Here is a 24,430-nt window from a genome sequence, read left to right on the forward strand (position 1 = left end):
GGTCATAACATTCATTTCATATGCTACATTATTTCTGATTTTTCAACAACGAAGTCGGCCTCACTGTGGCTCGCAAATGCCGGGCAAGCGCTGTGATGGCGATAAAGCTGGCCGGCACCAAACCCAGGCTGTAAGACAGCCAGGCTCCATAACGGCCGTCAGGCCCCCAAGGCTCGGTCAGCAGGTGCCAGCGGGCGTTGTCGATACCTGGAACGGTACCGCCTTCGGTGAATTCGTGAAATGCATAGATCGCCAGCTGGATGGCGAACAGCATCATGAAGAGTGCGGTGACCTGAAAGAACTTGGCGAGGTTTATTTTCTTACCGTGCATCGCCCAGGTCAGCGACAAGGCGGCTGCCGCAACGGTTCCAAGCACGCCGCCAATCAGCAGATCACCGGAGCGTGCGTTGGCCGCAATTGCAGCCAGCATGGTGGCAGTTTCAACGCCTTCTCGGCTTATCATCAGCAGCACGAACATGAAGACGCCAACCTGGGCCGCAGCCGGATGTGCTGCGTCTGCAGCTTCAATACGCGCATGAATACCGGCGCCCAAACGCGGTCCATTGTTCATCATGTGCGCTGTACATGAGACGACCAGTATGAGTGCGGCCAATGCCAGCCAGCCTTCGGTGACGGCGGTGAGGGTGCCGGCACGGACTAGGCCAACCCCGAAAACAGCGGAGACAGCGAGGGCCGCGATTACTCCCCATTTTAATGCCGCGACGAGGTGCAGTCGCTGCGTCTTTTTAAGGTAAGCGAACGTTACAGCGATCACCAGAAAAGCCTCGACGCCTTCTCGGAACGTCACCATCAATGTAGGGAACATCAGGACTCCATCAATACGTTTAACCCGGTGTGGGTAAGCAGAGGGCAGGTATCTGGTGATCGATCAGCCATCGCTGACTTCTATCCGGTTCCGGCCCTTATTTTTTGCGCTGTAGAGAGCTTGGTCTGCAGCGACAAGCGCCTGATCTACACTTTTGCATCCAACCAGGCGCGAGAGGCCGATACTGATTGTGACCTGCACGTAAATCTTATCGTCCAGGGGCAGCCGAATCAGTGCGACAGCCTCGCGGATTCGTTCCGCCGCCTGACGTGCCTGCTCGATCGAGGCGTTCGGGAACAGCAGGCCGAATTCCTCACCGCCCATTCTTGCGACGATGTCGGTGTCGCGCGCCACGGAACGCATGGCGGCGGCGACAGCTTTCAGCAGCGCATCACCAACTGCATGGCCATACTGATCATTGATGTTCTTAAAATGGTCGACGTCAGCGATGCCCACGGTGATCGGCGCGGAGCTGCGCGCGGAGCGCAGTACCGCCGCGATTGCTTCTTTCTCAAATGCGCGGCGATTCAGCAGCCCGGTGAGCGAGTCGGATAGTGCTTGCTGCTCCAGCAGGGCAAGCAGGCCGGCATTACGGGCCTCCATTGATTTTCTCTCGCGGATGTCACTCATGAACGCGCCGAAAAACCTGCGACTATTGCAGCTGCCTAGATCGACGGCCTTCATCTCGACGGCACAGGTCTCGCCTGAGCGCAGCAGAATTTGCAGTTCACGGACATGTCCCAAAATGGCAGAGGGCCGGCCTCCTGTCATGAATTTCGCTATTTTTTCGGAGTGCGGCGATATGCCGTCGTCCGGAATCAGTACATCGAGGGAGCGTCCATACAGCTCACTGCGGGAAAAACCTGTCAACACCTCCATCGAGCGGTTCACATAGCGGATTAATGACTGCTGATCGACGATGACAATGCCATCCAATGCGTCATCAAGCAGGCGCAGTTGAAGCTGAAACGGCAAATCTGACACCGTAGACATTTTTAACCTCAAAGTCTTTGCTAGTGCCGCAAACGGCACACGGCGATGTGTGCATCTGGCGAGCAGCATTTTCCCAAACATAACGCACGTAAGAATGCCTTGCAAGACAGCGCTGAAAACAAACTCGGAGAGTGTTGTGTCACACCTAGCTCGGGGGGTAGACAAAATCCATTTTGCATCGCTTTTTTTTGCTGGTTACACGCTATGGATGAACAGCAATGGAGCGTTCAGCCTTCGCGATGGTCTATCCTCGGTTGGCACAAAAAGGGGGCAAACCGTACGATAAACACGAGAAACGCCAGCGACCATAAACAGCCGGCGACAATCAACAGGGGAACCCTCGCTTCGAACGGCAGAATGTTGGCAAGTACGCGGGTCACAGCGGCGCCTTGAATCGACAGGAAAATCAGCCGCTCATTGTGCTCTGCGCGCATTGGCCGGCCAGTGTGGCCGATGGAGGTGCGCGTCATCATGCCCAGAATCAGGCTGGACATACCACCTACCGCGATCGCATGCATTGCTGTGCTGGTACTGCAGACACCCCAAACCGACAAAGCCAGCAGAATATACCCGAGGCCGATCCACCCAAATGCCAGGTGCAATATCCAAAGCAAGGGATAGCGTACGGTCTTTTCAGGCTGCCAATAGGCGAGACGGGATAACTGAATGAGGCCGGCTCCGGTGGCTAATGGAGCGGTCAAGGACACTGGTGTGCTGAGCGCCCAGGCGAGACTGGAGGCGATGATCAAGGCGATCCCGATACGGTTCAGCCACTCAAAGCTTTGCGGCACGCTAGCAGGCGCCATATTACGTGTAAAGCCTGGAACAACCCTGCCCGCCATCACCGTCGACAGGATGGCAAGGACCAGGATCCCGCTCTCAATCGCCGTAATCGGAGAAACGGCGAGCCATCCTAATACACTGGCGTGAAAGCAGAGGTTCACGCAGAACAGCAGCGCAGGCAAGACCAGCAGTGGCAAGTTACTGCGCTTTCCTGAGCGGAGCATGACACCGAGCAGGGGACTGATTGCGATGGGGATGAACAGCAGATCAAGGCAAGCGGCCGTCAGCGCTGGCGCGCCGAGCATGGCGAGCCGTCCGGCCAGCCAGGTGGCGACGATGGCGGCCAGCTGCATATTACGGGGCGTCGGGAGCCCAGTCCAGTTCTTGACCGCCGTGTACAGAAAACCGAATACCACAGCTGTCGCAAAGCCCAACACCATCTCATGCATATGCCACAAAACATTAACGCCCGGCGCCACATCTGCATGACCGAAAAAACTGTTCAGCCAAAGCGGTACACCCAGCAGGGCAACTATTGCAGCGCCGAGATACAAGGGGCGGAATCCCAGCCGGAATAGCGCAAATCCGCGAGGAAGGAGGAGTTGGTTGGTCCCGCCGCCGGACGGCGGCTCGCCGATCGATAAAAAGGAAGAGGAGGTTTTCATGGTACATCCATTAAAGCTATATTTTATATACTACATTAAATTTCGAATCTTTGCTGGTGTGCTTGCTGCGTGCTGAACACCGGAACAGATTCCGGTGCGCATTTGCTGGCCGGAAGACGGGAGGCCTACATGTCGTCTGCCACCGTCTTGCGGCGACTCAGGGAAATGCCGTAGGCGGCGGCCCGGGCTAAAAGAATCGGATCCTCGCTGGTCTCAATGCCACTTGGCAGGTTCACCGGAATAAAAACCATGCCATCGCAGGCGCCTGCTTCAGCGATGGCAGTAATGCGCAGACGGCCCAGCGAGATACGGCCGGCACCAGCCCAACGTTGGCTGGGATCGGTAAGCGAATCTGTTTCGGCCGGCAATAACGCGACGATCTCGAACTGCACCGGCTCATTTTGCAGCCTGGCTTTGAACTCGTCTTCAAGGAACACATCGGGCAAGTTGCTCTCGTCCTCTTCGCTCAGGTAATAGGTCCCCGCCACTGGCGTGACGATGATGCGGGCATATTGCTCTTGGCCGCAGGCTGACTTAAAGAGAAAGGCATTATTCGAGAAGTACGGTGTTGTCGCATAAGATAGCGGTGCGGCATGTGACGCCAGCAGCGCCGGTTGCAAGGCGCCATCCGGATATGCAGCAGTATGGGCCGTGATTTTTTCCGGGCTGGGCTTTTGGGTGTGCGGATCAGGAATGCGTGCGGCCAGGAAGCTCACGAACGACTCCGGCGTCGCTGCAAAGAAGACTGGCTCCGAGATCAGCACCAGGTCCCAGCTCTCACCGCCGCCGGCGACGCGCATCGCCAGGCCGCGCACCGATCTGCTCTTATCGGACACACCGGGATTGCCGCCGCCAACCGAAAAACGGGCCGTGGCGTCCATCGGACCGGTGGAGAATAAGGGGCAACTGACAAACTGCGCGCTATCTGGTGCGGGAGTGAACTGCCCGTGCACACAGAAGCCTTTGGCATGTGACGCGCGCTTGCCCACATGCTTGCCGAAGGTGTTATTAAGCGCGTCTATCATTGTTGCGGGCGTTGGTGCTGAAGCGCGGATAGCTGGGTTGATGCTGGTCTCTGACGTCATGTTCATTGTAAGTTTCCCATTGGAGTCGTTAGCGATTCATTGCTTGGTAGTAAGGCGATTTTTGAGGCGACTGGTGCGTTGAGGGGCTATTGCGGTTGCCGTTGTCGGTAGCTGTAGCGATGTACTTCGTCAACCATCGTCGCGACGCTCTCAGGCGGCGTGAATTGAGAGATGCCGTGGCCAAGGTTGAAGACATGGCCAGAACCACCGGAAGGCAGGCCAAAGTCGTCGATCACCTTGCGCACTTCAGCCCGGATCTGCTCGCCACTGGCAAACAGCGAAGCTGGATCGAGACCGCCCTGTATTGCGACTTTGTGGCCGACCAAGGCGCGCGCCCGCGCCAAGTTTGCTGTCCAGTCCAGGCCGACAGCGTCCGCCCCGATATCGGCGATCTGGCCCAGCCACTGGCCACCGCCTTTGGTGAATACAATTGCTGGAATTTTTGCGCCGCCATTGCTGCGATGAAGGCATGCCAGTACTTGCTGCATATAGCGCAAAGAGAATGCCTGGTAGGCGCCGTCGGCTAACGCGCCGCCCCATGAATCGAAAATCATGACTGCCTGCGCGCCGGCATCGATCTGTGCATTCAGGTATTCAGCGACTGCGGTGGCATTAATCCTGAGGATGTGGTGCACAAGGTCGGGCCGGCTGTAAAGCATCTGTTTAATCGTGTGGAATTCCCGCGAGCTTTTGCCTTCGACCATATAACAGGCCAGCGTCCACGGGCTCCCGGCAAAGCCAATCAATGGCACCCGCCCATTGAGTTCTGTGCGAATCTGAGTGACGGCGTCAAAGACGTAGTCAAGCTTGTGCAGGTCTGGTACTTGCAGCGCGAGCACCTCGGCCTCGGTCCTCAGCGGTTTGCTGAAAACTGGACCTTGGCCTTCGAAGAAATGCAGACCTAAACCCATAGCGTCGGGGACAGTGAGGATGTCAGAAAACAGGATTGCCGCATCGAGCGGAAAACGTTCAAGCGGCTGGAGCGTCACCTCGGTCGCCAGGTCCGGGACCGTTGCCAGTCCCATAAAGGAGCCGGCTTTCTTGCGCGTCGCGCGATACTCTGGCAAATAGCGGCCCGCTTGGCGCATCAGCCAAACCGGCGTGTAGTCGGTCGGTTGGCGCAACAACGCTCTTAAAAACGTATCATTTTGGAGGGGGGCAAAAGTAGACATCAGAGTGGCCGCCTGTGCTTGGTTAAAAGGTGGATTAATTGCTTTAATTTTTTTAGTATTGGCGCTGTCTTGTTTGCCAAACACGCCGTTCAGAGCGTCGGCTTGGGTAACCGAGGTAGCGCCATCGCTCTACGCCGAGGCCGGCTGTTTGATGGCAGCCATAAAAGTGACGGCCACAAAAATGGCAGCGGCAAAAATAGTGCCGCGACCGAGTGCTGACTCTTCATCCTATGCCGTATTTTGCTTCCGATGAAGTTAAGTCGGGCCGGTACCGCAGCTGTTACGCCATGTATGCAACTTTTTGTGCTGGCCATGCCGCTTTAGTTGACTACTGCTTGCCAGCTACTATTTTGTCCGGGGACGGGCGCCGATTCTTTGTCTTCATTCCATTGTAATCAGGCCTGGCCTGAAAGCGCGCACGGCGTTTTGTGTTGAATTGCTTTCTGCCACATTGCCTGTAATTTTCTTGCTGCTAGTTGCGGCGTGCCCATATTCTGCAGTTTGGCGGGAAGGGATCTATCCCTATAATCAAATTAATTTTTGATGCACCGTTGACCATGAAGACCGATAGCAACGGGAGGAAACTCCTGCACTTCATGTGCGGAAGATGCGTAGGGGAGAGCGTAATGACGAATCTAGCTGACGAATTGCATGATGTCTCAACGGAGTGCATGGTAATGGCGATACGGCAGGCCTACCGCACCGGCACGCTGACCATCCAGCATGGCAGCCAGGATGCCATCATCGAGATCATGAACATCCGAGCGAGCCCGGACGAGATGCCTGATATCGCGTCGCTTAGCCAAACAGCGCTGGCATTGTTGAGGCCGATTTATTCCTGCGTGAAGTGCTAAACCTGCATTCCCAGACCAATTTAAAACGATCCCCGTTTCAACGCGGCAATGTCCGCCGCGATAGAGCATGGCCCGCGTTTCATGAGTACCCAGTCTCGCACGCAGCCTTCCCCTGGGCGTTGCGGGGTGGGGCGCGCGCCGTGCCCACATGCGCTAGGCGACATCTTAGTCCCTCAAAAAGCCGGCCCCGCCAGGCTATTCCATCCGGCGCGCTGATCGTTGTTTGCCGGCCCGGGTATCTGCCCCCGCCAGCGAGCGCGCGCGGGGTTTCAAACTGGATTGCGCTGGCGAGGGAACACCGATCTCCAGGCGTCCCCGCGATTCGATAATGGCTAGCCCGTGGGCTTGCATGATCTGCAGAATCAAGGCCTTTGCATTTGTTATTTCTGCGATACGGGCAATCCTTGCGTTTCTTTTCAGGTTTTCAATCAATTCTAGATATTCGGAATAAGAGGGCATGGAAACTCGCGAGATTTAGAGATAGCGCAAATTTAACACAAGAAATTTCCGAAAACTACAGATACAGCGGGATTTATTTTTTGATTGCCACCCAGGACTCATGATATCAGGACGATCAGCACGCCATGGCCAATACCGTTATATTTTAGGGTGCCAATCAGTCATTGGCGCTGCTCAGGAGGGTACTGTAGTTTTTTCTGATTTGGATTTGCTATTCTCGTAGTCCAATAGTGAGTTTGTATAAGTTGATGAATAAAAGCAAAAAAATTAGATACTGAGCCAATTAAAAGAATAATGAATAGTCCATTTAATCGTTGATGGTGTTGTATTTTTGAGTTGGGTAGAAACTGATACTAATTTAGCGTTGACGATTAATAATAAATAATGATTTCATGCACTCCGGTTCTTATCGGGACTTAGATTAAATAACAACTTGGAGTCAAGTATGCTGATGGAAAAAACTATATCGCGTTCTGTGCGGCTTATGTATTCGACCGGTGCGGTTGTACTGGGTTTGAGCTTGATAGGCCACGAGGCTAGCGCCCAGGACATGCAAATAATGCAACGTGTCGAAATCACCGGGTCCTCGGTGAAGCGGGTCGATGCTGAAACCTCGCTTCCGGTACAGGTGGTGTCGAAAGCGGATATCGCCCGCACTGGCGCAACCAGCACTGAAGAATTGTTGCAATCGATTTCAGCCTTCTCGTCTGCGGGCGGCACCACCAATGCCACGGGAGCGGGCGTTTCGACTGGCGGTCTGTCCTCGATCTCGCTGCGCGGCCTTGGTTCGACCCGGACCCTCGTGTTAGTCAACGGTCGCCGCCTGGCCGCATTTGCTGGTAGTGACGGCTCGTCGGTGAATGTAAACGCGATTCCCTTGGCGGCGATCGAGCGCGTCGAGATCCTCAAAGATGGCGCGTCGGGCGTGTACGGCAGTGACGCCGTCGCCGGCGTGGTTAACTTCATTCTGGCCAAGCAAGTAGCGGGGATAGAGCTTAGCGCTGGCTATGGTTCGCCGACAGAGAGTGGCGGCGGACAAAACGCGAAAGCCTCGATCACCGGTGGCTATAACACGGACAAGCTGAACATTGTCGTGTCGGGCTCGTACGAAAAAGATAAAGCGCTGTTTGGCCGTGACCGCACGTTCGCAGCGTCCGCGACCCGGCTGCCTTACTACAGCAGCACCGCCACCGGCCAAGGTAATATCCAGGGTAACTTCATTCCGGGCAGCGGCCCGGCAGCCGGCTTCAGCAGCGGCGGTTCAGGTTATGGCAACCCGCTGGCGGTTGGCGATAAATGCAGCACCATCAAGATGAGCACCATAGCCAGCGGTGCAAAAGGCGCACCCTACTGTGCTTACGATAGCGGCCCAGATGTCGGCCTGACCCCTGACCGTGTACTCTATAACCTGACTAGCAACCTCAGCTACCAGTTAAGCGCAGACCACCAGTTGTTCGCAGATGTCTTGTACTCCCAGAGCCAGGTGACGCAGACGTACCAGCCATCGCCGGCGCGGGCAAGCTTCTTTGAAACCGACGACCAGTTCGGTAAGCAAGGTGTGGATCAAGCGCTGCTGCTGTACCCGTCCAACCCCAATTACCAATCGATCGCGGTCCCTTACCTGCAAAGCCGTGGATTCGGCGCGCTGATCGGCAAACCGCTGGCGATTACTTCCCGTGTGTTCAACTTTGGCCCGCGTCAAAACGTCGACACAGCCAAGCAGGCTCGCGCGGTGCTGGGTTTAAAGGGGGCGCTGGGCTTTGGCGACTATGAGGTAGCCTTCAGTCACAATGAATCCAAGCTCGATAGTGCGGTGACCACCGGCTACTTCTCGCAGGTCGCCTACGCCAAAATTATCAATGCCAGCAACTGGAACCCTTGGGCTGCCGGTGGCGTGCAAACCGGTGCATTGGCGGACCAGTTGCAATCTGCTGCTTTCCGCGGAAACTACCTGAACGCCAAATCGACCAGCGATGCATTTGACGGCAAGCTGGCGGGCGATTTCTGGACCGTCGCCGGCATCACTCCGCAATACGCGGTCGGCGCCCAGTCTCGCAAGGAAAAATACAGCACCAGCCCTAGCGCCGCCTATGAGTCGGGCGACATCTCCGGCCTGGGCGGCTCCTTGGTACCAATTGATCGCGATCGCACGGTGAACTCGGCGTACGGTGAGTTGAGCGTGCCGCTGCTGAAATCGCTGGAAGTGAACCTAGCAGCGCGCGATGACCACTATGACGACGTTGGTAACACCGCCAACTGGAAGGCGAACTTCCGCTGGCAACCGGTGAAACAGATAGTCCTGCGCGGTTCGTACGGTACTGGCTTCCGGGCGCCGTCATTGGTTGACCTGTGGACTCCGCAAACCTTGGGGACCTCTGAGCAGTTCACCGATCCAGGCACCAAGCAAACTGGCCTGCAAGTAAACTCCCTGAGTGGTGGTAATCCTAACCTGAAACCCGAGAAGTCGAAGCAGTATTCATTCGGCGCTGTGTGGCAGCCACTGAGTACTGCCAGCATCGGCCTGGACTTCTTCAATATCCGTATCCGCGATATCCTTGCCACACCGTCGGCGCAAGAAGTGGTATCGCGCTTCCGCGCTGGCGATCCTGCTTACGCCGGCCTGGTGACATTGCGCGGTAATGATATTGTCAGCATCAAAAAGACGCTGGCAAACACCGGTGATGCGAACGTGCAGGGCGTGGACCTGTTTGCCAACTGGAAGGATAGCTTCAGCTTCGGCAAATTGGACGTGAGCCTGAACGGTACTTACATGGATACCTTCGACCAGACTAGCCCAGGTGGGGATATCTCGCACAAGGTTGGCACTATCGTTGATCCGACTGGTACCCCGGTCATCGGCGCCCAGGACGGCGGCGTAATACTGCGCTGGAAACACCAACTGGCCGGTACCTGGAGTTTCGGTGCCTGGTCGACTACCCTGGTGCAAAATTACCGCACCGGTTACCAGGTTGGCCATGACCTCAATGACAACAAGGTGTTTATCTCGTCGGAGTCGATCTACGACGCTAACCTGAGCTACAAAGGCATCAAGAACCTGACCCTGGCGTTAGGCGTTAAGAACTTGTTTGACAAAAAGCCTGACCCGATTGGTACGCCAGTAACCAATCAGTTCCAAGCGGGTTACGACATCAACCAGTATGATCCGCGCGGCCGCTATGTGTACCTGACCGCAGGTTACAAATTCTAGACTGGCTCGCAAAACCACCTGCCCTCCGCCCAATTTGAGTGCGGAGGGTTTTTTTCGTTCCTGCCATGACCTCTTCGGCGTAGGTCGCCCGACCAGCGCCGTCTGGTCGATAGTCTCGCTGCTTCCGCTACTATTGATGGCGTGGCATATTGTCCTGCGCTAGTAGTCATGGTCTTGCGCCACTGGAAGGTTAAGGTGACCGCAGTTCATAAGGCCACCCGGATGCCGTGGACAACGGTAGTTCCTTGTGCGATATAGTCATTGAAAGCAGCCAGCTCGAGGAAAAGGCGCGTGTGCGCGAGCCGGGTCTGCTCAGACCAGGCATCGATCATAGCCGGCGCCGATGCCTGAGCCTGTTGTGCTACGCAGGCGGTTTCAAGCTCGCTACATGCTGCGGCGAGCGCGCTGGCGCCAATGGTCTTGCTCGCCCCGCAGATCCGATGCGCAGCACGCTGCAAGGAAATCGCGTCTAGCGATTGATATGCGATGCGCAGTGTGGCTACGTCAACCTGGCAGCACTGCTGGAACTCGACAATGAACTCGAGGCGAGCGTTTGCATTCCCGCCGGTAATCGCGGACAGCTGAACCTCGTCCAACGGTATGTAACGCCGGTGATCGGGCGCCAGCGACGGCGGCGTCCGGCCTGCCAACAAGACGGTGTCGTCTCCCGACGATGGCAAATAGCGTTCAAGCACCGCTTTCAACGCACCGATGGTGGTCGGTTTAGCGAGGAAGTCATCCATGCCAGCGTCTCGGGCACGGGCCTCGTCGCTGGCAAATGCATTGGCGGTAAAGGCAATCACAGGCAGGCGGCTGGGAGGCGAAGCCGGCGCAGCGCTACTGGCTTCCAGCTGCCTGATGGTGCGAGCAAGGGTATAGCCATCCATTTCGGGCATTTGGCAATCACTGATGACCAGCGAGTGCTGGCCAGTGGCCAGCATGTCGAGGGCTTCAATCCCATTCGCGGCACTCTCGGCGGCATAGCCCAAAGATCCTAGCTGGCGCAGCAGTACCTGACGGTTGGTGGCATGGTCATCAACCACTAGCACCAGCCGGCGCTGCGTGGCTGCCTGTGCCACTGTCGCGCCTGCCGTCGGTGGCAACGGGGCAGCGGCTGAGGCGATGTGGGCGGCAGGCCGCAATACGCCGGGATCGGTCACAGGTAGTTCAACCGCCAAGCTCATGGTCGTTCCCAGTCCAGGGGTACTTTCCATGAATATCGATGCGCCCATGTTATAGGCCAATCCCTGGCAAATTGCCAAGCCTAGCCCGCTACCGCCAAACCGCCGGGTGGTGTCGCCATCAGCCTGGACGAACGGCCGGAACAGCCGGCCCTGGTTTTCTGCGGAAATACCGATACCGGTGTCTTTTACCGAGAACCGCAGGAACTGGCTATATGGCCCGAACTCCACCATGTCCAGTGCGACTTCAATTTCGCCCTTCAGTGTGAACTTGACTGCGTTGCTAACAAAATTGTGCAGGATTTGCCGCAGGCGCAGTTGATCGGTGCAGACCCACTGGGCTACCTGGCTATCGACACGGCGATGAAGCCGTAAGCCTTTTTTTGACGCCAGGTGGGCGTAGGTTGCGACCACTTTATCGATTACCTGCTCGCGCAGCGCAGTACGCTCGTAGTGCAATTCCAAGCGGCCGGCCTCGATCTTGGAGAAATCCAGGATGTCGTCCAGGATGCGTAGCAACTCCCTGCCAGACTGCTCCGCCATTTGTACCGTCTCGCGCTGCTGCATGGTGAGGTTACTGAGTCCCAAGAGTTCCAACGACCCGATCACGCCATTCATCGGTGTTCGGATCTCATGGCTCATGGTAGCGAGAAACACGCTTTTTGCCCGATTCGCGTCGTCGGCGCGGTTTTTTGCTGCCTGCAGTCCCCGTTCTGCCTCAACCGCGAGTTGTTGTAGGCGCCGTTGCTCGGTGACGTCACGCATGATGGCTGTAAATTTTTGCTCGCCATCTTGCTGCATTTGACCCAAGGTCAGATCCAGCGGTACCGTCGTGCCATTCTGGCGCAGGCCGGTGGCGCCGCGCCGGTGGTTCATCACACGTGACTGGCCGGTTTCCAGATAAGCGCGGATGTAGGCGTCATGGTGCTCGCTGTCTGGCGAGCTCATCAGCATGGAGACGTTACGCCCCAGCAGCTGTTCGCGGCGGTAGCCGAACAGCTCCTGGGCGCCACGGTTGACGTATTCAATAACGCCGCGCGAATTGATGGTGATGATAGCGTCCGAGACAGAATCTATCATCAACGTCAGTCGATGCAAGTCTTGCTCGGGCGAGAGGGGGGCGGGTGGCATGGTAGAGGCGGACATAGGAATGGCGTCCAACCACCGTCACGCTGTTCCGGCTTGAATGGCGGGATACAAGCTGCGGCCTGCGCCCTTCCTGCGTTCGTCGGGGGTCTTGAGGGCTAGGTTTGCTTCATCGCAGAACACTTGCGGCACGTCAGTGAATAAGCGCGGCGTGATCCATGTCGGTGAAAAGGCTAGATTTACTCCCGCGGAAACCAGCGCGCGGACGATGGCAATAGGGTGGTCGATTGCGATATGCTGCTTGAATTTATCGATGTTCATGGCGATCTCCAAAAGGTCTTCTTACGCGAAAAACGCAGTACTGCCATCGTCGGCCAAGGCCTCAGGAACTAATTACCGGTCCCATCAGCAGCAGCGATAGTGGCACGGAGCAAGGGGGGCGATCTAGCAGTTTTTTGATGTCAAGAATAGTTGACTCCATGGCTGATCGTCAGGTCTTCTGCTGCCATAGCATGGCGCGCAGAATATTCCGTACTTCGATTAGCGCAGGCTCAATGGCATTGGCATCGACGGATCCATATCCCAGGAATAAGCCTGCTGGTGGAGCGGCCTCGTAATAAAAATCACGCAGTGAATACAAGCCTATATTGTCAGCGCGCGCGCGCGCTATGAGTTCGCCGATGTTTATATCACGCTTGGCCAGCGCGACCATGTGAAAGCCGGCATTGGTCGGTAACAGCTCAAACCACTGTGCCAGTGCCGTGCCGAAGACTGCCTGGATTTTTTCCCGGCGTTGGGCGTAGATAGTCTGGACCCGGCGCACGTGCCGCAAGAGGTTGCCGTCCGCAATAAACTTGGCAAGGGCATACTGCACCATCGTATTGCTATGCCAATCGGTGAGACGTTTAACCATTACCGCAGCCTTGGCAATTGCTGGTGGTGCGATCAAATAGCCGATACGCATTTCTGGAAACATCACCTTGGACATGGTGCCGACAAACACGACCACGCCAAATTTGTCCATGCTTTGCAGGGAGTTGGTAACCTGGCCGCTGTAGCGAAACTCGCTGTCGTAGTCGTCCTCAATAATGATGGCGCCGATACGGTTGGCTTTTTCAAGCAAAGCCTGGCGTCTTGCCTCACTCATCGGCATGCCCAGAGGGAATTGGTGGGCAGGGGTGACGTAAATCAGTTTGGCCTGCTCCGGAATGGCGTCGACATCGATGCCTTCGCTATCGACACGCACGCCCACTACCCTGGCACCGAGGCTGGTGAAGAGGAGGCGGGCCCCGGGATAGCCGGGCTCCTCCATTGCCACACAGGTGCCAGGTTCAATCACAATCCTGCCAATCAGGTCGAGTGCCTGTTGGGCGCCGTTAGTAATCACCATTTGTTCCGGCGTTGCAATCACCCCGCGCGAGAATGCAGCATGCCGGATAAGCGCTTCACGCAGCTGTTTGACGCCGGCGGTCTCACCGTATTTCCCGCGCTTGGCAGTGCACTGGCGCAGGCCATGCAGCACACAGCTACGCCATTCATCCTGGTAGAAGTGATGCGCAGAAGGTTCGCCGCCGGCAAAATCCACAGCACAGCGATACGCGGTTTCCAGCGGCGTCATGTCAGCATGTTCGCCCCACTTTTTCAGCGAGCCCATAACGGCTTTTCCAGCTTCGATATGGGGCAGCGTGGGCGCGGCCGCAGCGCCGCTGACGAACGTCCCACGGCCCACATAGCCCACGATCTTCTTGTCATAGGTCAGCCGGTTATACGCATCGGCGACCGACTTGCGCGCGACCCCCAGCTGCTTGGCAAGCAGCCTGGACGGAGGGATTTGCTGGTCTTGCACCAGACGGCCCGATTCAATCGCCTCATAAATTTGCGTGTAGATCTGGCCGCTGATGTCGCGCTCGCCTTTGATTAAAATGTGTAATTCCATGATGTTCCGAAAGCCCTGCAATCGCGAACAACGACAGCTGCTTCACGGCGGACAGGTTAATTGGGGGGCGTTGATGCCGGCGTCCTGGCCGGCGATGTATGGTTAGTCGTCTGGTGCGCGCGAATGTTACTGAAGTTTTTCATGGCGTAGCTTGGCCCCCTAAAATTTCTCTACATTGGAAGGGGTGGGGCGGATAAAGTTGTCGGGTACTGCAGTCGTAGCAAGCAAGACGATGCGCCTGGCGTCTGCGTCTGACGGCGTTACGCTATGGAGCATGGGGCGCCAGATAGCAGCGTGGGCGCAGGGATTCACTTTGGGAAAACGATGCATTGAGCCGAATCGACAGCAACATAAAAGCGGAAGACGATCCACACCACGCTTGGTGTGATGCCAGTTGTGCGACGTGGCTGCGGCGAATCGAATGGTTGCTACTCGATGCTTGCGAAATCAACGACGCAGCTGGCAGTAGCCTGCTACTGGCCCAGATGCACGGAGTGGCCAGTGCCAGGTCGTGTGCGCCAGTTACTCTGCGGGGCCCACTGACAGAGCGTGCGCAGCCGCAAGGCCGGTCGCAGTCCCAGCGCGAACGGATGGTCGAACTTAACTGCTTGTTTGCTGAATTTGAAGTTTATCTTCGACGCTGGCGTTACGCACGAATCGAACACGATGCAAATCTATTTCGTCATGAAACCTGGCGTATCTTCATACGGCTAAAGATGCGGTTTTTCCTGTAGCGACCTAAGCATCATCAAACGACGCGAACTCAGGCGGCATTACGCCAGCGCTCCCTCGTGGACGGGACTGTTCTTCCAACTGCGCTGGATTTTGTAATGTTTGCGACCAGTTGATGGCCGCACTGTGCAATGCCCGTGGCCGATGACGCTTAACAAACGTAACCGGCAAGCGCAGGGCGAACTGTGGACTGCGGCCAGGCACCCACTCCTGGTCGATACGCAACGTCGGAACAGAACGTTGAACGCGTGTTGGATGCAGCCCGACGCGGAGGCTTGCAGGACATGCCTCCGCGTTTATCGCTCAGGTGCGGCGTGTCACTGAGACGGCGTAGGCGCCGGGCCGCGCCGCCAGAATGGGATCTTCTGATGGCTCAATGCCCTTGGGTAGGTTGAGTGGCATGAAGGTGTGTGTATCGCAGCTTTCAGCCGCTGCCATTGCCTGAATTTCCAGCGTGCCCATCACGATACGTTCCGCACCAATCCACTCCGCTGTTGAGTCAACCAGTGAATCGCCGTCCGCTGGCAGCAGTGCATATAAGGTGAACTGGACCGGGCCGGCCTCCAGCCGTTGCGCCAGGTCTGCCGACAGGTAAGACTTCAGGGCGTCTTTTTCTTCTGCCTCAGACAGGTATTGCACGCCCAGGACGGGTTCAGCCGCAATGCGAGCGGTCGTCACCTTGCCACTGGCATCGATAAAGCAAAACGCGTTGTTCGAGAAGTAAGCTGTCGTCAGGAATGAGCGCGTCGGTGGATGGGCGGCAATCAGTGCCGGTTGTTTGACGCCGTCCGGATAGCGGGAGTTATGCTCTGCGACTTTCGCAGGGTCTGGCTTGCCGGTGGCCGGGTCGGCGATCCGTGCCGCCATAAAGCTGAGGAAGGATGCGGTGGTCGCAGCAAAGAATACCGGTTCCGACAGCATGATGAGGTCGTAGCGCTCGCGGCCGCCAGTGAGCGTGAATGCAATACCGCGCACGACGCGCGCCGAGTCGGAAATGTTCGGGTTACCGCTGCCGACCGAAAAACGCACCAGTGCAGGCAGTGCGCGGCCATCAAACAATGGCGAGGCAAGCAGTTTGTTGAGCGACGCTGCGGGCGTGAATTTGCCGCTAGCGCACACCCCTTTAGGATGCGAGGCGCGGGCCAAGGGATGGCGGCCGAACGTGTTGTTCAAGGCGTTGATGAAGGCGGCGCCGGATACTGGGGTAGTCATAAAGCTCTCCGTTTGTTGAGTGACTATAGGCTTACTTCTGCGCGAGTATCCAGCGCACCAGGGTGTGCGCTTCGGCCTCGGTGATGTTGTTTGGGGGCATGGGCGTCTGACCCCACACGCCGCTGCCGCCGGCGATCACTTTTTTCACCAGCATCGCTTCGGCTTTCTTATCGCCGGCGTATTTTTTTGCGACATCCTGGTACGCCGGCCCTACAATTTTGTTGGACACAGAGTGACAGACCAGGCAGTTCTTCTTCTGGGCCAGTTCTTCATTTGCTAGCGCGGATGACGCATAGGCGATAAACACAAAGCCAGTTGCAATTAGCTTGTACATGGTGGAATCCTCCTTGAGCTTGATGGTGGTGGGGGTGTGGGTCAGCGCCTGATCAGTGATAAAAACTCTTTTCTCAGGTCCGAGTTGGATAAGAACAAGCCCTGCATGACGCTGTTGGTGAATTTGGCTTCGCCGTCTTTCACGCCGCGCCACTGCATGCACAGATGATCGGCGTCGAGTACCAGCGCGAGGCCCTTAGGCTTCAACGTTGCCGTGAGTACTTGGGCCAGCTGCAGAATAGCTTCTTCCTGGATTTGCGGACGATTCAGCACCCAGCCGGCAATGCGCGCGTACTTCGATAGGCCGATGAGGCTGGAGTCAGCATCTGGCATGACACCGATCCAAAGCTTGCCAATTACCGGACAAAAATGATGAGAGCAAGCGCTGTTGATGTGTATGGGGCCGACAATCATCAGCTCATTGAGCTGTGCGATATTGGGAAAGGTGGTGACCGCTGGCATACCGACATAGCGGCCACGGAAGACTTCGGTCACGAACATGCGGGCTAGGCGGTGACCGGTGTCCCTGGTGTTGTGGTCATTGTGGGTATCGATAACCAACGACTCGAGCGCACGTTGAAAGTGTCCTGCGACTTCATCGACGAGCAACTCCAGTTCACCGGCACAGAGGTGATCCGCGATATTATCGTTGGCGTAGAAGCGAATATTTTTTGCCTGCAGCCGCCGTGTGATCTGCACAGAAATTGGTGTGAGATTTTGCGACAGTGATGCGTCTCGGGAATTCATTTTTTTCCTTTCTTTCAGCAGGAATTTCAGCGGACTAAGCAGCGTCCTGATGTCGGAAGTCAACGGCTGAGGTGGCGGTCGATGGTTCGCTGCAGTTCGGATAACTCGTAGGCGTCACCGCGCGCGGCAAGCACCGGATCGGCGCTGGCCGCCATGTTGCTTGGCAGGCGGGTTGGAATAAAGCAGAGACCGTGATCGTCGTCGCACAGGGCTTCGACCTGGAGGCGGCCAAGCATCAGCGACTCGGTGCCAAGCCACTCCTGGCTGCAGTCATCCAGCGAGTCCTGCGCTGCTGGCAAGATGGCGTATAGCGTGAAGCCTATGGGGCCGTGAAGTAGCCGTTCATCCATTTCGCGCACTAGAAAGCGCCCGGGTAGATGGGACTCCTCGGCCAGTGAGAGGTATTTCACACCGACGTCTGGGTAGGCAAGAATTCTCGCCGCGCTCAATTTTCCCTGCTTGCCAACAAACCAGAAAGCATGGGTGGAGTAGTAGGGCGTCGTCGCGTAAGATGCGGGGGCAGTGTGGGAGGCCAGCAGCGCGCACTGGCGCGACTCCCCCGGATAGGCCGCGCGATGCGTTGCAATCTTGCCCGGGTTGGGCAGTCCGCTCATCGGGTCGGGCGCGTGTGCTCGGAGATAGGCGAGGAATGAGTGCGGAGTGGCTGCGCAAAAGACCGGCTCGGAGATCAGGGCCAAGTCGTATTGTTGGCCGACAGCCTTCATCTGTACCCCCATCCCACGCACGGTCCTGCTGGCCTCAGACAGACGCGGATCGCCGCCCCCCACTGAAAAGCGAAAGACTGCCGGCATGCTTGGTACCGAGAAGAAGGCACTATCGATAAAGGCGCTCAAGCCCTGTGCTGGAACGAAGCGACCCAATGCGCTCAACCCTTCCGGGTGCATGGCGCGCCGGTTGGCATGCCTGCCATAGGCCGCGTGCAAGGCGTCCACCAGGACGGCGGAATCAGGGAGGGGCGGGAGGTGCATGGCAGGTCTCCATTGATCGGACCTGATTGAGTTTATCGGCGCCTCACCGCTGCAGCAACCCTATATCGGGGGGAGCGCTAACGGGGGGTTGCTTCAAGTTCCCACGCATTTAAAATACCCCGCTGCAAACTGATGGCGACAGCGTTGGCACGGTCTGATGCGCCCAGTTTGGGGAGAATGGAGCGCATATATCCTTTGACGGTTTCTTCAGTGATGCCAAGGTGTAGCCCGATCTCTTTGTTGGTTCCGCCACAGGCGACGAAGTGAATGACCTCGCGCTCTCGCGGCGACAGCTCGTCTTTGGTTCTCATCATGCCGCGACCATCGTCTGGAGGCCAACACATGCAGCCCGCGTGGACATCGCGTATCGCTGTGAACATTTTTTCGGCAAGCATGCTCTTCAAAAGATAGCCGCGCGCTCCGAGTCGTTGCACGGACCTGACCAGGGCGTCTCCCGCGTAGGTACTGAGGGCAATGATTTTGGCGTTGCTGTTAAAGGCGCGGATGGCCTCGATCGCGCCCAGGCCATCCATGCCGGGCATACGCACATCCATTAGTGTTACGTCGGGTATCGTCGCTTTGAATTTTTCGACTGCCTCTTCACCGCTGCTCGCTGTGGCGACCAGGGTCATGTCAGCAGCTTTGGCGATCACCGCTTGCAAGCCCTCTCGCAATAGCTGGTGGTCGTCGGCGATCAAGATCCGTATCGGAAGGCCATTTGCTGGCTTGGTCTCGGGCTGATGATGGTAAGGCATGGCTAAGTCTCCTGAGGAGTGGTGGCTTTGCATCATACTGGCAGTATAGCGATATCAGCTCACCTCGATCGGTAGAATATTTGCAAAACCTTGCAATCCTGAGCCTGTAAAAATTCACCGTATCTTCCACGTCACATCTGCTTGAAAAAACTTCCACACTCCCCCCGTATGGGGCTGACTTGGCTGTACCCAGGCTGCCTAAACTTTGTCCCAGTGAGCAATGGTGCTTACCGAAGTAAATTCCAATGAGTGAGGAGTGTCATATGGACCGGTTTCGTTTGCTGTGCGTCTGCTGCACGCTGGGCGTGGCGCTGTTGGCCTTGACAATTCAATAAAGGAAGGTAGGACGATATGAAACCAACTTTGACGATGGCACTGCTGCTGGGTCTGGGTATTGGGGCTGAGTCGGTCTGGGCCGCAGATCCTGTCGCGATCGTGGACGCGTTGAAAACCAATGCCGGCAATCCCAAGGGGGCGCGCGCCAGTTTCGCTAAAGGCCAATGCGTGCGTGGCAACTATACCCCGTCGACAGACGCAGCGTCTGTCACCAAGTCGGCCAGCTTTACCAAGCCTGGCATGGTGCTGGCGCGCTTTTCCGTTGGCGGCGGCAATCCGAAGGTGTTGGACACCAACAAAGCAGTGTTGCGCGGCTTCAGCATGAAGCTTGGCGAAGGGAAAAACAGCACTGATATCCTGTTCGAGAACGCACCAGTACACTTCGCGAAATCGACGGATCAAATGCTGGGCTTCCTGAAAGCCCGTGCCCCGGGACCGGACGGCAAGCCAGATGCTGACAAGGTAAAAGCTTTCTCCGCCGAGAATCCTGAGACGCTCAACCAGGCGCATTTTGTTGCCTCCAAACCTATGCCAGGCAGTTTCGCGGGGGTGACTTACTGGGGGGTACACGCCTTCCCAGCCACGAATTCGAAGGGGCAGAAGCGCTTCATCAAATTTAAAGTGGTGCCCGTCGACGGCGACGTCAATCTGACCGAAGAGGAGGCAAAGACCAAGCCTGAGGACTTCCTGTTCCAGGACATCAAGGCGCGCCTGGCGGCCGGCGGCATCAAGCTGCAGGTGCTGGCGCTGCTGGACCAGCCAGGCGACCCCACGATGGACGTCACCGTACGCTGGCCGGATGAAGATAATCGTCCAGCGGTCGCTCTGGGCACGGTCACGATCACCGCCCTGTCGGAAAACCAGCCATGCGACGATTCTATTTTCGTGCCTGGTAATCTGGCTGCCGGCATCGGCGAACCCCCGGATGAGATCTTTGCCGCGCGCAAAGCAGCGTATCCTGTCTCACTGGCGCGCCGAAAAAGCGAGTAATCGATAGGTTAAGGAGACCTTCCTTGACTACCGGCGCACTCGACGCTCTGTGATTGCCTGGGAGGTGCTCCATGATGCCGAATTCGAACTGCCAGCCGATATCAGGCCATCGCCTACGGTGTGGGGGCATACTGGTCATTCTTTTATTTAACTTGGTTGCTGCCGCTGTTTATGCCGCGCCCGGAGCGGAAGTAGTTCGCCTTGGTACGCAGGATCGTGCACCCTATGGCTATTTTCAAGCGGACGGCAGCTTTAATGGTTTGGCGGTGCAAATCGTGAGCTGTACCATGAAGGGTATGGAGCAGCATTACTCTCTCTCGGTATACCCTTGGGAGCGGGCCCAGGTTATGGCGAAAAATGACCAGCTGGATGGTTTCTTTCCGGCGTCTGACCGTCCAGACCGTGTCGATTGGACGCAAGGCAGCTTGCCTATCGCAGATCAGCAATGGGTGTGGTATCTGCGTGCTGACAGCAAGCTGGATCCAAGCTCCGCAGAATTTAAACAGCAGGCCAAGGTCGGCGCCCATTTCGGATCGGCCCGTCTCAAAATGCTCGAAAGGGAGCAATACCACATTGTGCTGAGCTCTCAAACTGACAAGCGCCTGTTGCGGGCATTTATGGCGGGAAGAGCAGATGCCATCATCGGTTCTGACCTGGCGCTCAGACATGCAGCCCAGGAGCTCAAAATCAACCTCGACGAGATAAAAATCGTTCCGGTACGTAGCACGCCGCAGCGCGTGTTTTTCAGCAAGGTATTTTTGGCCCGCCACCCCGGATTTCTCAGCCGCTTTAATGCGCAAATTCCGGCCTGCAGGAAGGCCTACGCCAGCGCCGACCGCTAGCTTAGGCACGGCGCAACTGCCGATGCAGCCAGCTCCGTAGGATGTGGGTGTACGCATGTCGGGCGGGGATGGTCAGCTGAATGGCGGTCCCCTGGTTGGATTGCACCTGAAGTAGACCGCCGATGCGCGCCGCCCGTTCGCGCATGCCCGTCATACCCCAATGCTGTTGCTGTTCGCCATTCGCCACCAGGTGGGGAGTGAAACCCGAGCCGTTGTCCGACACCGTTAGCTGGAATTGCCGCCGACCATAAGCAATATGGAGGCTGACCTTGGTAGCGCGGGAATGCCTGAAAGCGTTGCGCAGTGCTTCGCCAGCCACTTCTGCGGCTTCCTCTTCAACTTGGTATTGCAGAGGCAGGCGTTCACCATGAACCTCGATGGCAAACTTGATCCCGGTGACCACGGCCATCAGCTGGTTAGCCGTCTTGGTGACCGCCAACTCCAAACTGGTAGCCGTATTACGGCGCAGGTCACATACCTGCTCACGTCCTTCAAGTACTGCATGCTGTGCCTGATCAAGGGCTAGTTCCAGATCTTTGCGCGCTGCAGCGTCAGCGGGCAAACCCATTAGCGCCGCGTTCAGACTGTAGACAGTGGCTTGCACACTCTGCAAAAAGGTATCGTGCAGGGTACGGGCGATACGTTCGCGTTCTGTCACTTGTGCCTGTTTTCTGTCCTCATAGCGCGCCAGTTGCTGCTTGCGCCGGTAGTCATAAGCCATCCAGGCCAGCATCAGCGCCGCCACTGTACAGCCCAGCTTAAACTGCAGCGATTGGGTGATGGTTGGCGCGATTTCCAACACCACCGCGGTTTCGTCGCCTTGCACGCCGTCGATACTATAGGTGCGCAGCATGAAGGTATGAGATCCCGGCGGAATATTGGCATAGCTTGCCGTCCGGCTTGTACCGTTTTCTACCCAGGACTGATCCACGCCGCTCATCCTGTATTGAAATTTGACCTGTTGCGGCCGGCCCAGCGCAAGTGCGGTGTAGTCGATGCTTAAGTTCTGAGCTTGCGCAGGAAGCTGCATGTGATTGGCGGGCTCGAAGCGATCATTGCCGGCGCGCAGCTGGACTATTGTTGCCGGGGCGCGCACGGTTTCCATCGGAAACCGGGTTGGATCCATGCGAAAGACACCACGGGAAGTCAGGAACCAAAGCTGGCCATCAGGACTATGCAAGATGCTGGGAAGGCGTGTTGCGGTCGCTGCTGCGCCAGCATAACCATCTGCGGCATTGATCAGCTCGTAATTAAGTGGCTGCTCCGGATGTTCTAGATTGCGCAGCCAGTCATCATTGCGCACATGGACTATGCCCTTGGCACCATTGAACCAGTAATCGCCATCCGCCGTGCGCATGATGCCTGTAATCATCTTTAGCACCTCAGGGTCAAAGGCCCTGAGCAGGCGGAATGCATGGCCGCGAAGAACGGCTAATCCTAGCTCACCTGCAGCGATCACGTCCTGGCCAGCAGAAAGACCGGACGGCATGCCTATTGCCGGCGCCGCGTAGCGGCGGAGTTCATCGTTGTCGTAAAGGTAAAAGGAGCCGTCGGTACAGCCCAGCCACAGCTGGCCCAAGCCGCCTTTTACCGCGATGTGGAGGTTCTTCGGCAGATTGAATTGGTCACGGCCCAGCCAGTGCCCCTGAGTCCAGGCGATCAGTCCATTGGCGCGCGTAGTGACCCAAAGAATCTTGCCATCGTCTAGCATGCCCATAACATGCAGATCTGTGGCGCGACCGGATAAGTCGCGGGGCAATTGCAACAGCGTGTTCCCGCTGCGCCCGCGTGACTCGATGCTCCTGGGGCCGGCGAGCAGCAGGGCACCATCAGCGGCAGTGGAAATCACGCTATACGGCCCGCTTGGCGCGCCGACCGCTTTGCCGGTACCATCTAGACGCCATGCCTTGCCAGACTTCATATCGCTAGCCCAGACATGCCCGTCGACATCAGTCGCCATCGACAGGAAGGGACTGGCTCCGTTTAGCTTCACGGGACTGACTTTATTCGGCGTAAAGCGCTCCAGACCTGCTGATGTCGACACCCAGATGTTGCCTTCAATATCCTCCAAAACGGCCAGCACTTCGGTGCCGGACAGCAGCCAGGCCTGGTCATTTTTTTCTGCGCCAAGGTTGGGATTGATGGTCGAACCTGCACTTGCCGTATAGGCTGCCGGCAGATAGGCCAGCCCGCCGTTACTGCGTTCCGACCACAGATTGCCATGCTGGTCAAAATGACCGGATCCCTGCGATGAGCGGGCGATTTTTAATGAAGGCGTGGGCGCGAATGTCCCCGCCAGCGTCGCCGGAACTTTGCTATACCGCTGAGCATCGGCAATCCATAGTTCGCCGTTGGCTCCTGCAATCAGCGCACCTCCGGATGTGCGCAGGCTCAGACGCACGTTCTCAAAGCGGCCGCGCTGCCGGTTCAAGCGAAATAGGGCGGTCTTTCCCAGCGCCCAGAGTTGTCCGTACTGGTCCAGCAAAACGCTGGCCGCAGCCCCATCGGTATAGCCTTGCCGCTTGCCGATGGATTCCCAGGTGTCACCGACGCGATGAAATAGACCCCGATCGCCGGCAAACCAGAGCGAGCCGTCGGTGTCAGCCGCCAGGGCATTGGCAGTGCCATAGGTGGAGTCGAGAGGCATGAGCTGGTCCACCTTGCCATCGATATGCAGCTTGCTGAGAGCACCGCCGTAGTGGCTTAAAATGAGGTCGCCATTTTCTAGCGCGAGCAAGCATGCAATAGGCATGCTGGGCAGCCCAGGCTGATCCCGGCTCCGGTACAACTCAAACCGCACGCCATCAAACCGATACAGTCCTGAACGTCCTCCCAGCCAAAGCCAGCCGTCAGGGGTTTGGGCGATAGTTTCAATTTCCGCTGGCGCACCTTCCTGAGTTCGCCACGTGGTATGGGTGTATTGGTCAAGTGGGATGACGGAATCGGCTGCAGCATGTCCGCATCCTGGAGCAGTGGCCACGACGAAGAGCAATGCGGTACAAGTTAGCAGCCTACGCAGCATGTGGGATCTCGGTAGCAACGGCTTGGTTCACTCCATTCTATTCAACGGCAGGCTTCCGCTATTGAAGAAAGCTGCTGTTATTCGCTGCCTGGGGGCAGCGGCTCGACGCGCGTAATAGACCGGGCTTGGGCACAATCTGGTTGTCAATTGCCGTGTTCAAAACTTCCGCTTGGTTATTCGCGGCATGAGCAAAATTGTAGCAATTCGCCGTGCTAAATTGCCTT

Annotated in this window: 19 protein-coding genes; 4 read left to right on the top strand and 15 right to left on the bottom strand. The window is 57.0% G+C overall.

Annotation, left to right across the window (positions count from 1 at the left end):
* Window positions 1-28 precede the first annotated feature (28 nt).
* The 5 genes from GTP46_RS08245 to hemE all read right to left on the bottom strand — a co-directional run bounded on the left by GTP46_RS08245 (window position 29) and on the right by hemE (window position 5,524).
* Window positions 29-826: an FTR1 family protein gene (locus tag GTP46_RS08245; protein WP_161006134.1), complete on the bottom strand. Its 798-nt coding sequence runs from the start codon at window positions 824-826 to the stop codon at window positions 29-31.
* A gap of 63 nt (window positions 827-889) precedes the next feature.
* Complete coding sequence (locus tag GTP46_RS08250) at window positions 890-1,819, bottom strand: sensor domain-containing diguanylate cyclase (RefSeq protein WP_161006135.1); 930 nt, start codon at window positions 1,817-1,819, stop codon at window positions 890-892.
* 227 nt (window positions 1,820-2,046) lie between these two features.
* Window positions 2,047-3,267 carry an NnrS family protein gene (locus tag GTP46_RS08255; RefSeq protein ID WP_161006136.1) on the bottom strand — a complete coding sequence of 407 codons (1,221 nt, stop codon included), beginning with the start codon at window positions 3,265-3,267 and terminating at the stop codon, window positions 2,047-2,049.
* Window positions 3,268-3,392: 125 nt separating this feature from the next.
* The gene (locus tag GTP46_RS08260) at window positions 3,393-4,358 is read right to left on the bottom strand and encodes a catalase family peroxidase (RefSeq protein ID WP_161006137.1); all 966 of its coding nucleotides are present in this window, start codon (window positions 4,356-4,358) and stop codon (window positions 3,393-3,395) included.
* Window positions 4,359-4,438: 80 nt separating this feature from the next.
* Window positions 4,439-5,524: a uroporphyrinogen decarboxylase gene (hemE, locus tag GTP46_RS08265; protein ID WP_161006245.1), complete on the bottom strand. Its 1,086-nt coding sequence runs from the start codon at window positions 5,522-5,524 to the stop codon at window positions 4,439-4,441.
* Between the two features lie 626 nt (window positions 5,525-6,150).
* Between hemE and GTP46_RS08270 the strand changes: the two genes are divergently transcribed.
* Entirely contained in the window at window positions 6,151-6,378 is a 228-nt protein-coding gene (locus tag GTP46_RS08270; protein ID WP_161006138.1) for a hypothetical protein, read from the top strand.
* 195 nt (window positions 6,379-6,573) lie between these two features.
* Here GTP46_RS08270 and GTP46_RS08275 read toward each other — a convergent pair whose 3' ends face one another.
* A complete protein-coding gene (locus GTP46_RS08275; RefSeq protein WP_161006139.1) occupies window positions 6,574-6,837 on the bottom strand; it encodes a hypothetical protein in 264 nt (87 codons plus the stop codon).
* Between the two features lie 559 nt (window positions 6,838-7,396).
* On the opposite strand from GTP46_RS08275, the gene GTP46_RS08280 reads away from it, so the two are divergent.
* A complete protein-coding gene (locus tag GTP46_RS08280) occupies window positions 7,397-10,045 on the top strand; it encodes a TonB-dependent receptor (protein WP_229258844.1) in 2,649 nt (882 codons plus the stop codon).
* Window positions 10,046-10,251: 206 nt separating this feature from the next.
* Here the strand turns inward: GTP46_RS08280 and GTP46_RS08285 are convergent, their stop codons facing one another.
* The 8 genes from GTP46_RS08285 to GTP46_RS08320 all read right to left on the bottom strand — a co-directional run bounded on the left by GTP46_RS08285 (window position 10,252) and on the right by GTP46_RS08320 (window position 19,016).
* Window positions 10,252-12,372, bottom strand: a complete 2,121-nt coding sequence (locus GTP46_RS08285) for a PAS domain-containing hybrid sensor histidine kinase/response regulator (RefSeq protein WP_161006141.1) — start codon at window positions 12,370-12,372, stop codon at window positions 10,252-10,254.
* Between the two features lie 21 nt (window positions 12,373-12,393).
* Entirely contained in the window at window positions 12,394-12,633 is a 240-nt protein-coding gene (locus GTP46_RS08290; protein ID WP_161006142.1) for a hypothetical protein, read from the bottom strand.
* A gap of 169 nt (window positions 12,634-12,802) precedes the next feature.
* Window positions 12,803-14,248 (bottom strand): MocR-like pyridoxine biosynthesis transcription factor PdxR, encoded by a 1,446-nt coding sequence (pdxR, locus tag GTP46_RS08295; protein ID WP_161006143.1) that lies wholly within the window; start codon window positions 14,246-14,248, stop codon window positions 12,803-12,805.
* 1,035 nt (window positions 14,249-15,283) lie between these two features.
* Window positions 15,284-16,192, bottom strand: coding sequence for a catalase (locus GTP46_RS08300; protein ID WP_161006144.1), 909 nt, complete (start codon window positions 16,190-16,192; stop codon window positions 15,284-15,286).
* A 31-nt stretch (window positions 16,193-16,223) separates the two neighbouring features.
* A complete protein-coding gene (locus GTP46_RS08305) occupies window positions 16,224-16,526 on the bottom strand; it encodes a c-type cytochrome (RefSeq protein WP_161006145.1) in 303 nt (100 codons plus the stop codon).
* 41 nt (window positions 16,527-16,567) lie between these two features.
* The gene (gene folE / locus GTP46_RS08310; RefSeq protein ID WP_161006146.1) at window positions 16,568-17,272 is read right to left on the bottom strand and encodes a GTP cyclohydrolase I; all 705 of its coding nucleotides are present in this window, start codon (window positions 17,270-17,272) and stop codon (window positions 16,568-16,570) included.
* Between the two features lie 59 nt (window positions 17,273-17,331).
* Window positions 17,332-18,261 (bottom strand): catalase, encoded by a 930-nt coding sequence (locus tag GTP46_RS08315; RefSeq protein ID WP_161006147.1) that lies wholly within the window; start codon window positions 18,259-18,261, stop codon window positions 17,332-17,334.
* A 77-nt stretch (window positions 18,262-18,338) separates the two neighbouring features.
* The gene (locus tag GTP46_RS08320; protein WP_161006148.1) at window positions 18,339-19,016 is read right to left on the bottom strand and encodes a response regulator transcription factor; all 678 of its coding nucleotides are present in this window, start codon (window positions 19,014-19,016) and stop codon (window positions 18,339-18,341) included.
* A 351-nt stretch (window positions 19,017-19,367) separates the two neighbouring features.
* Here GTP46_RS08320 and GTP46_RS08325 point away from each other — a divergent pair, with 351 nt between their 5' ends.
* Together GTP46_RS08325 and GTP46_RS08330 are read left to right on the top strand one after the other, a co-directional pair.
* Window positions 19,368-20,342, top strand: a complete 975-nt coding sequence (locus GTP46_RS08325) for a catalase family peroxidase (protein ID WP_229258845.1) — start codon at window positions 19,368-19,370, stop codon at window positions 20,340-20,342.
* Window positions 20,343-20,413: 71 nt separating this feature from the next.
* A complete protein-coding gene (locus GTP46_RS08330; protein ID WP_161006149.1) occupies window positions 20,414-21,184 on the top strand; it encodes a substrate-binding periplasmic protein in 771 nt (256 codons plus the stop codon).
* 1 nt (window position 21,185) lies between these two features.
* On the opposite strand, the gene GTP46_RS08335 is transcribed toward GTP46_RS08330, so the two are convergent.
* The gene (locus tag GTP46_RS08335; RefSeq protein ID WP_161006150.1) at window positions 21,186-23,936 is read right to left on the bottom strand and encodes a sensor histidine kinase; all 2,751 of its coding nucleotides are present in this window, start codon (window positions 23,934-23,936) and stop codon (window positions 21,186-21,188) included.
* Window positions 23,937-24,430 lie beyond the last annotated feature (494 nt).

The organism is Duganella flavida (assembly GCF_009857445.1).
In the GTDB taxonomy this organism is placed as follows: Bacteria; Pseudomonadota; Gammaproteobacteria; order Burkholderiales; family Burkholderiaceae_D; genus Rugamonas; species Rugamonas flavida.

Excerpts from the sequence above, each read along its gene's own strand:
- GTP46_RS08280 (WP_229258844.1), top strand. The coding sequence starts at position 7,397 with ATGCAACGTGTCGAAATCACCGGGTCCTCGGTGAAGCGGGTCGATGCT.
- GTP46_RS08320 (WP_161006148.1), bottom strand. The coding sequence starts at position 19,016 with ATGCCTTACCATCATCAGCCCGAGACCAAGCCAGCAAATGGCCTTCCG.
- GTP46_RS08285 (WP_161006141.1), bottom strand. The coding sequence starts at position 12,372 with ATGTCCGCCTCTACCATGCCACCCGCCCCCCTCTCGCCCGAGCAAGAC.
- GTP46_RS08255 (WP_161006136.1), bottom strand. The coding sequence starts at position 3,267 with ATGAAAACCTCCTCTTCCTTTTTATCGATCGGCGAGCCGCCGTCCGGC.
- GTP46_RS08325 (WP_229258845.1), top strand. The coding sequence starts at position 19,368 with ATGAAACCAACTTTGACGATGGCACTGCTGCTGGGTCTGGGTATTGGG.
- GTP46_RS08315 (WP_161006147.1), bottom strand. The coding sequence starts at position 18,261 with ATGCACCTCCCGCCCCTCCCTGATTCCGCCGTCCTGGTGGACGCCTTG.
- GTP46_RS08245 (WP_161006134.1), bottom strand. The coding sequence starts at position 826 with ATGTTCCCTACATTGATGGTGACGTTCCGAGAAGGCGTCGAGGCTTTT.
- hemE (WP_161006245.1), bottom strand. The coding sequence starts at position 5,524 with ATGTCTACTTTTGCCCCCCTCCAAAATGATACGTTTTTAAGAGCGTTG.
- GTP46_RS08330 (WP_161006149.1), top strand. The coding sequence starts at position 20,414 with ATGATGCCGAATTCGAACTGCCAGCCGATATCAGGCCATCGCCTACGG.
- GTP46_RS08290 (WP_161006142.1), bottom strand. The coding sequence starts at position 12,633 with ATGAACATCGATAAATTCAAGCAGCATATCGCAATCGACCACCCTATT.
- GTP46_RS08300 (WP_161006144.1), bottom strand. The coding sequence starts at position 16,192 with ATGACTACCCCAGTATCCGGCGCCGCCTTCATCAACGCCTTGAACAAC.
- GTP46_RS08250 (WP_161006135.1), bottom strand. The coding sequence starts at position 1,819 with ATGTCTACGGTGTCAGATTTGCCGTTTCAGCTTCAACTGCGCCTGCTT.
- GTP46_RS08305 (WP_161006145.1), bottom strand. The coding sequence starts at position 16,526 with ATGTACAAGCTAATTGCAACTGGCTTTGTGTTTATCGCCTATGCGTCA.
- folE (WP_161006146.1), bottom strand. The coding sequence starts at position 17,272 with ATGAATTCCCGAGACGCATCACTGTCGCAAAATCTCACACCAATTTCT.
- pdxR (WP_161006143.1), bottom strand. The coding sequence starts at position 14,248 with ATGGAATTACACATTTTAATCAAAGGCGAGCGCGACATCAGCGGCCAG.
- GTP46_RS08270 (WP_161006138.1), top strand. The coding sequence starts at position 6,151 with ATGACGAATCTAGCTGACGAATTGCATGATGTCTCAACGGAGTGCATG.
- GTP46_RS08260 (WP_161006137.1), bottom strand. The coding sequence starts at position 4,358 with ATGAACATGACGTCAGAGACCAGCATCAACCCAGCTATCCGCGCTTCA.
- GTP46_RS08335 (WP_161006150.1), bottom strand. The coding sequence starts at position 23,936 with ATGCCTATTGCATGCTTGCTCGCGCTAGAAAATGGCGACCTCATTTTA.
- GTP46_RS08275 (WP_161006139.1), bottom strand. The coding sequence starts at position 6,837 with ATGCCCTCTTATTCCGAATATCTAGAATTGATTGAAAACCTGAAAAGA.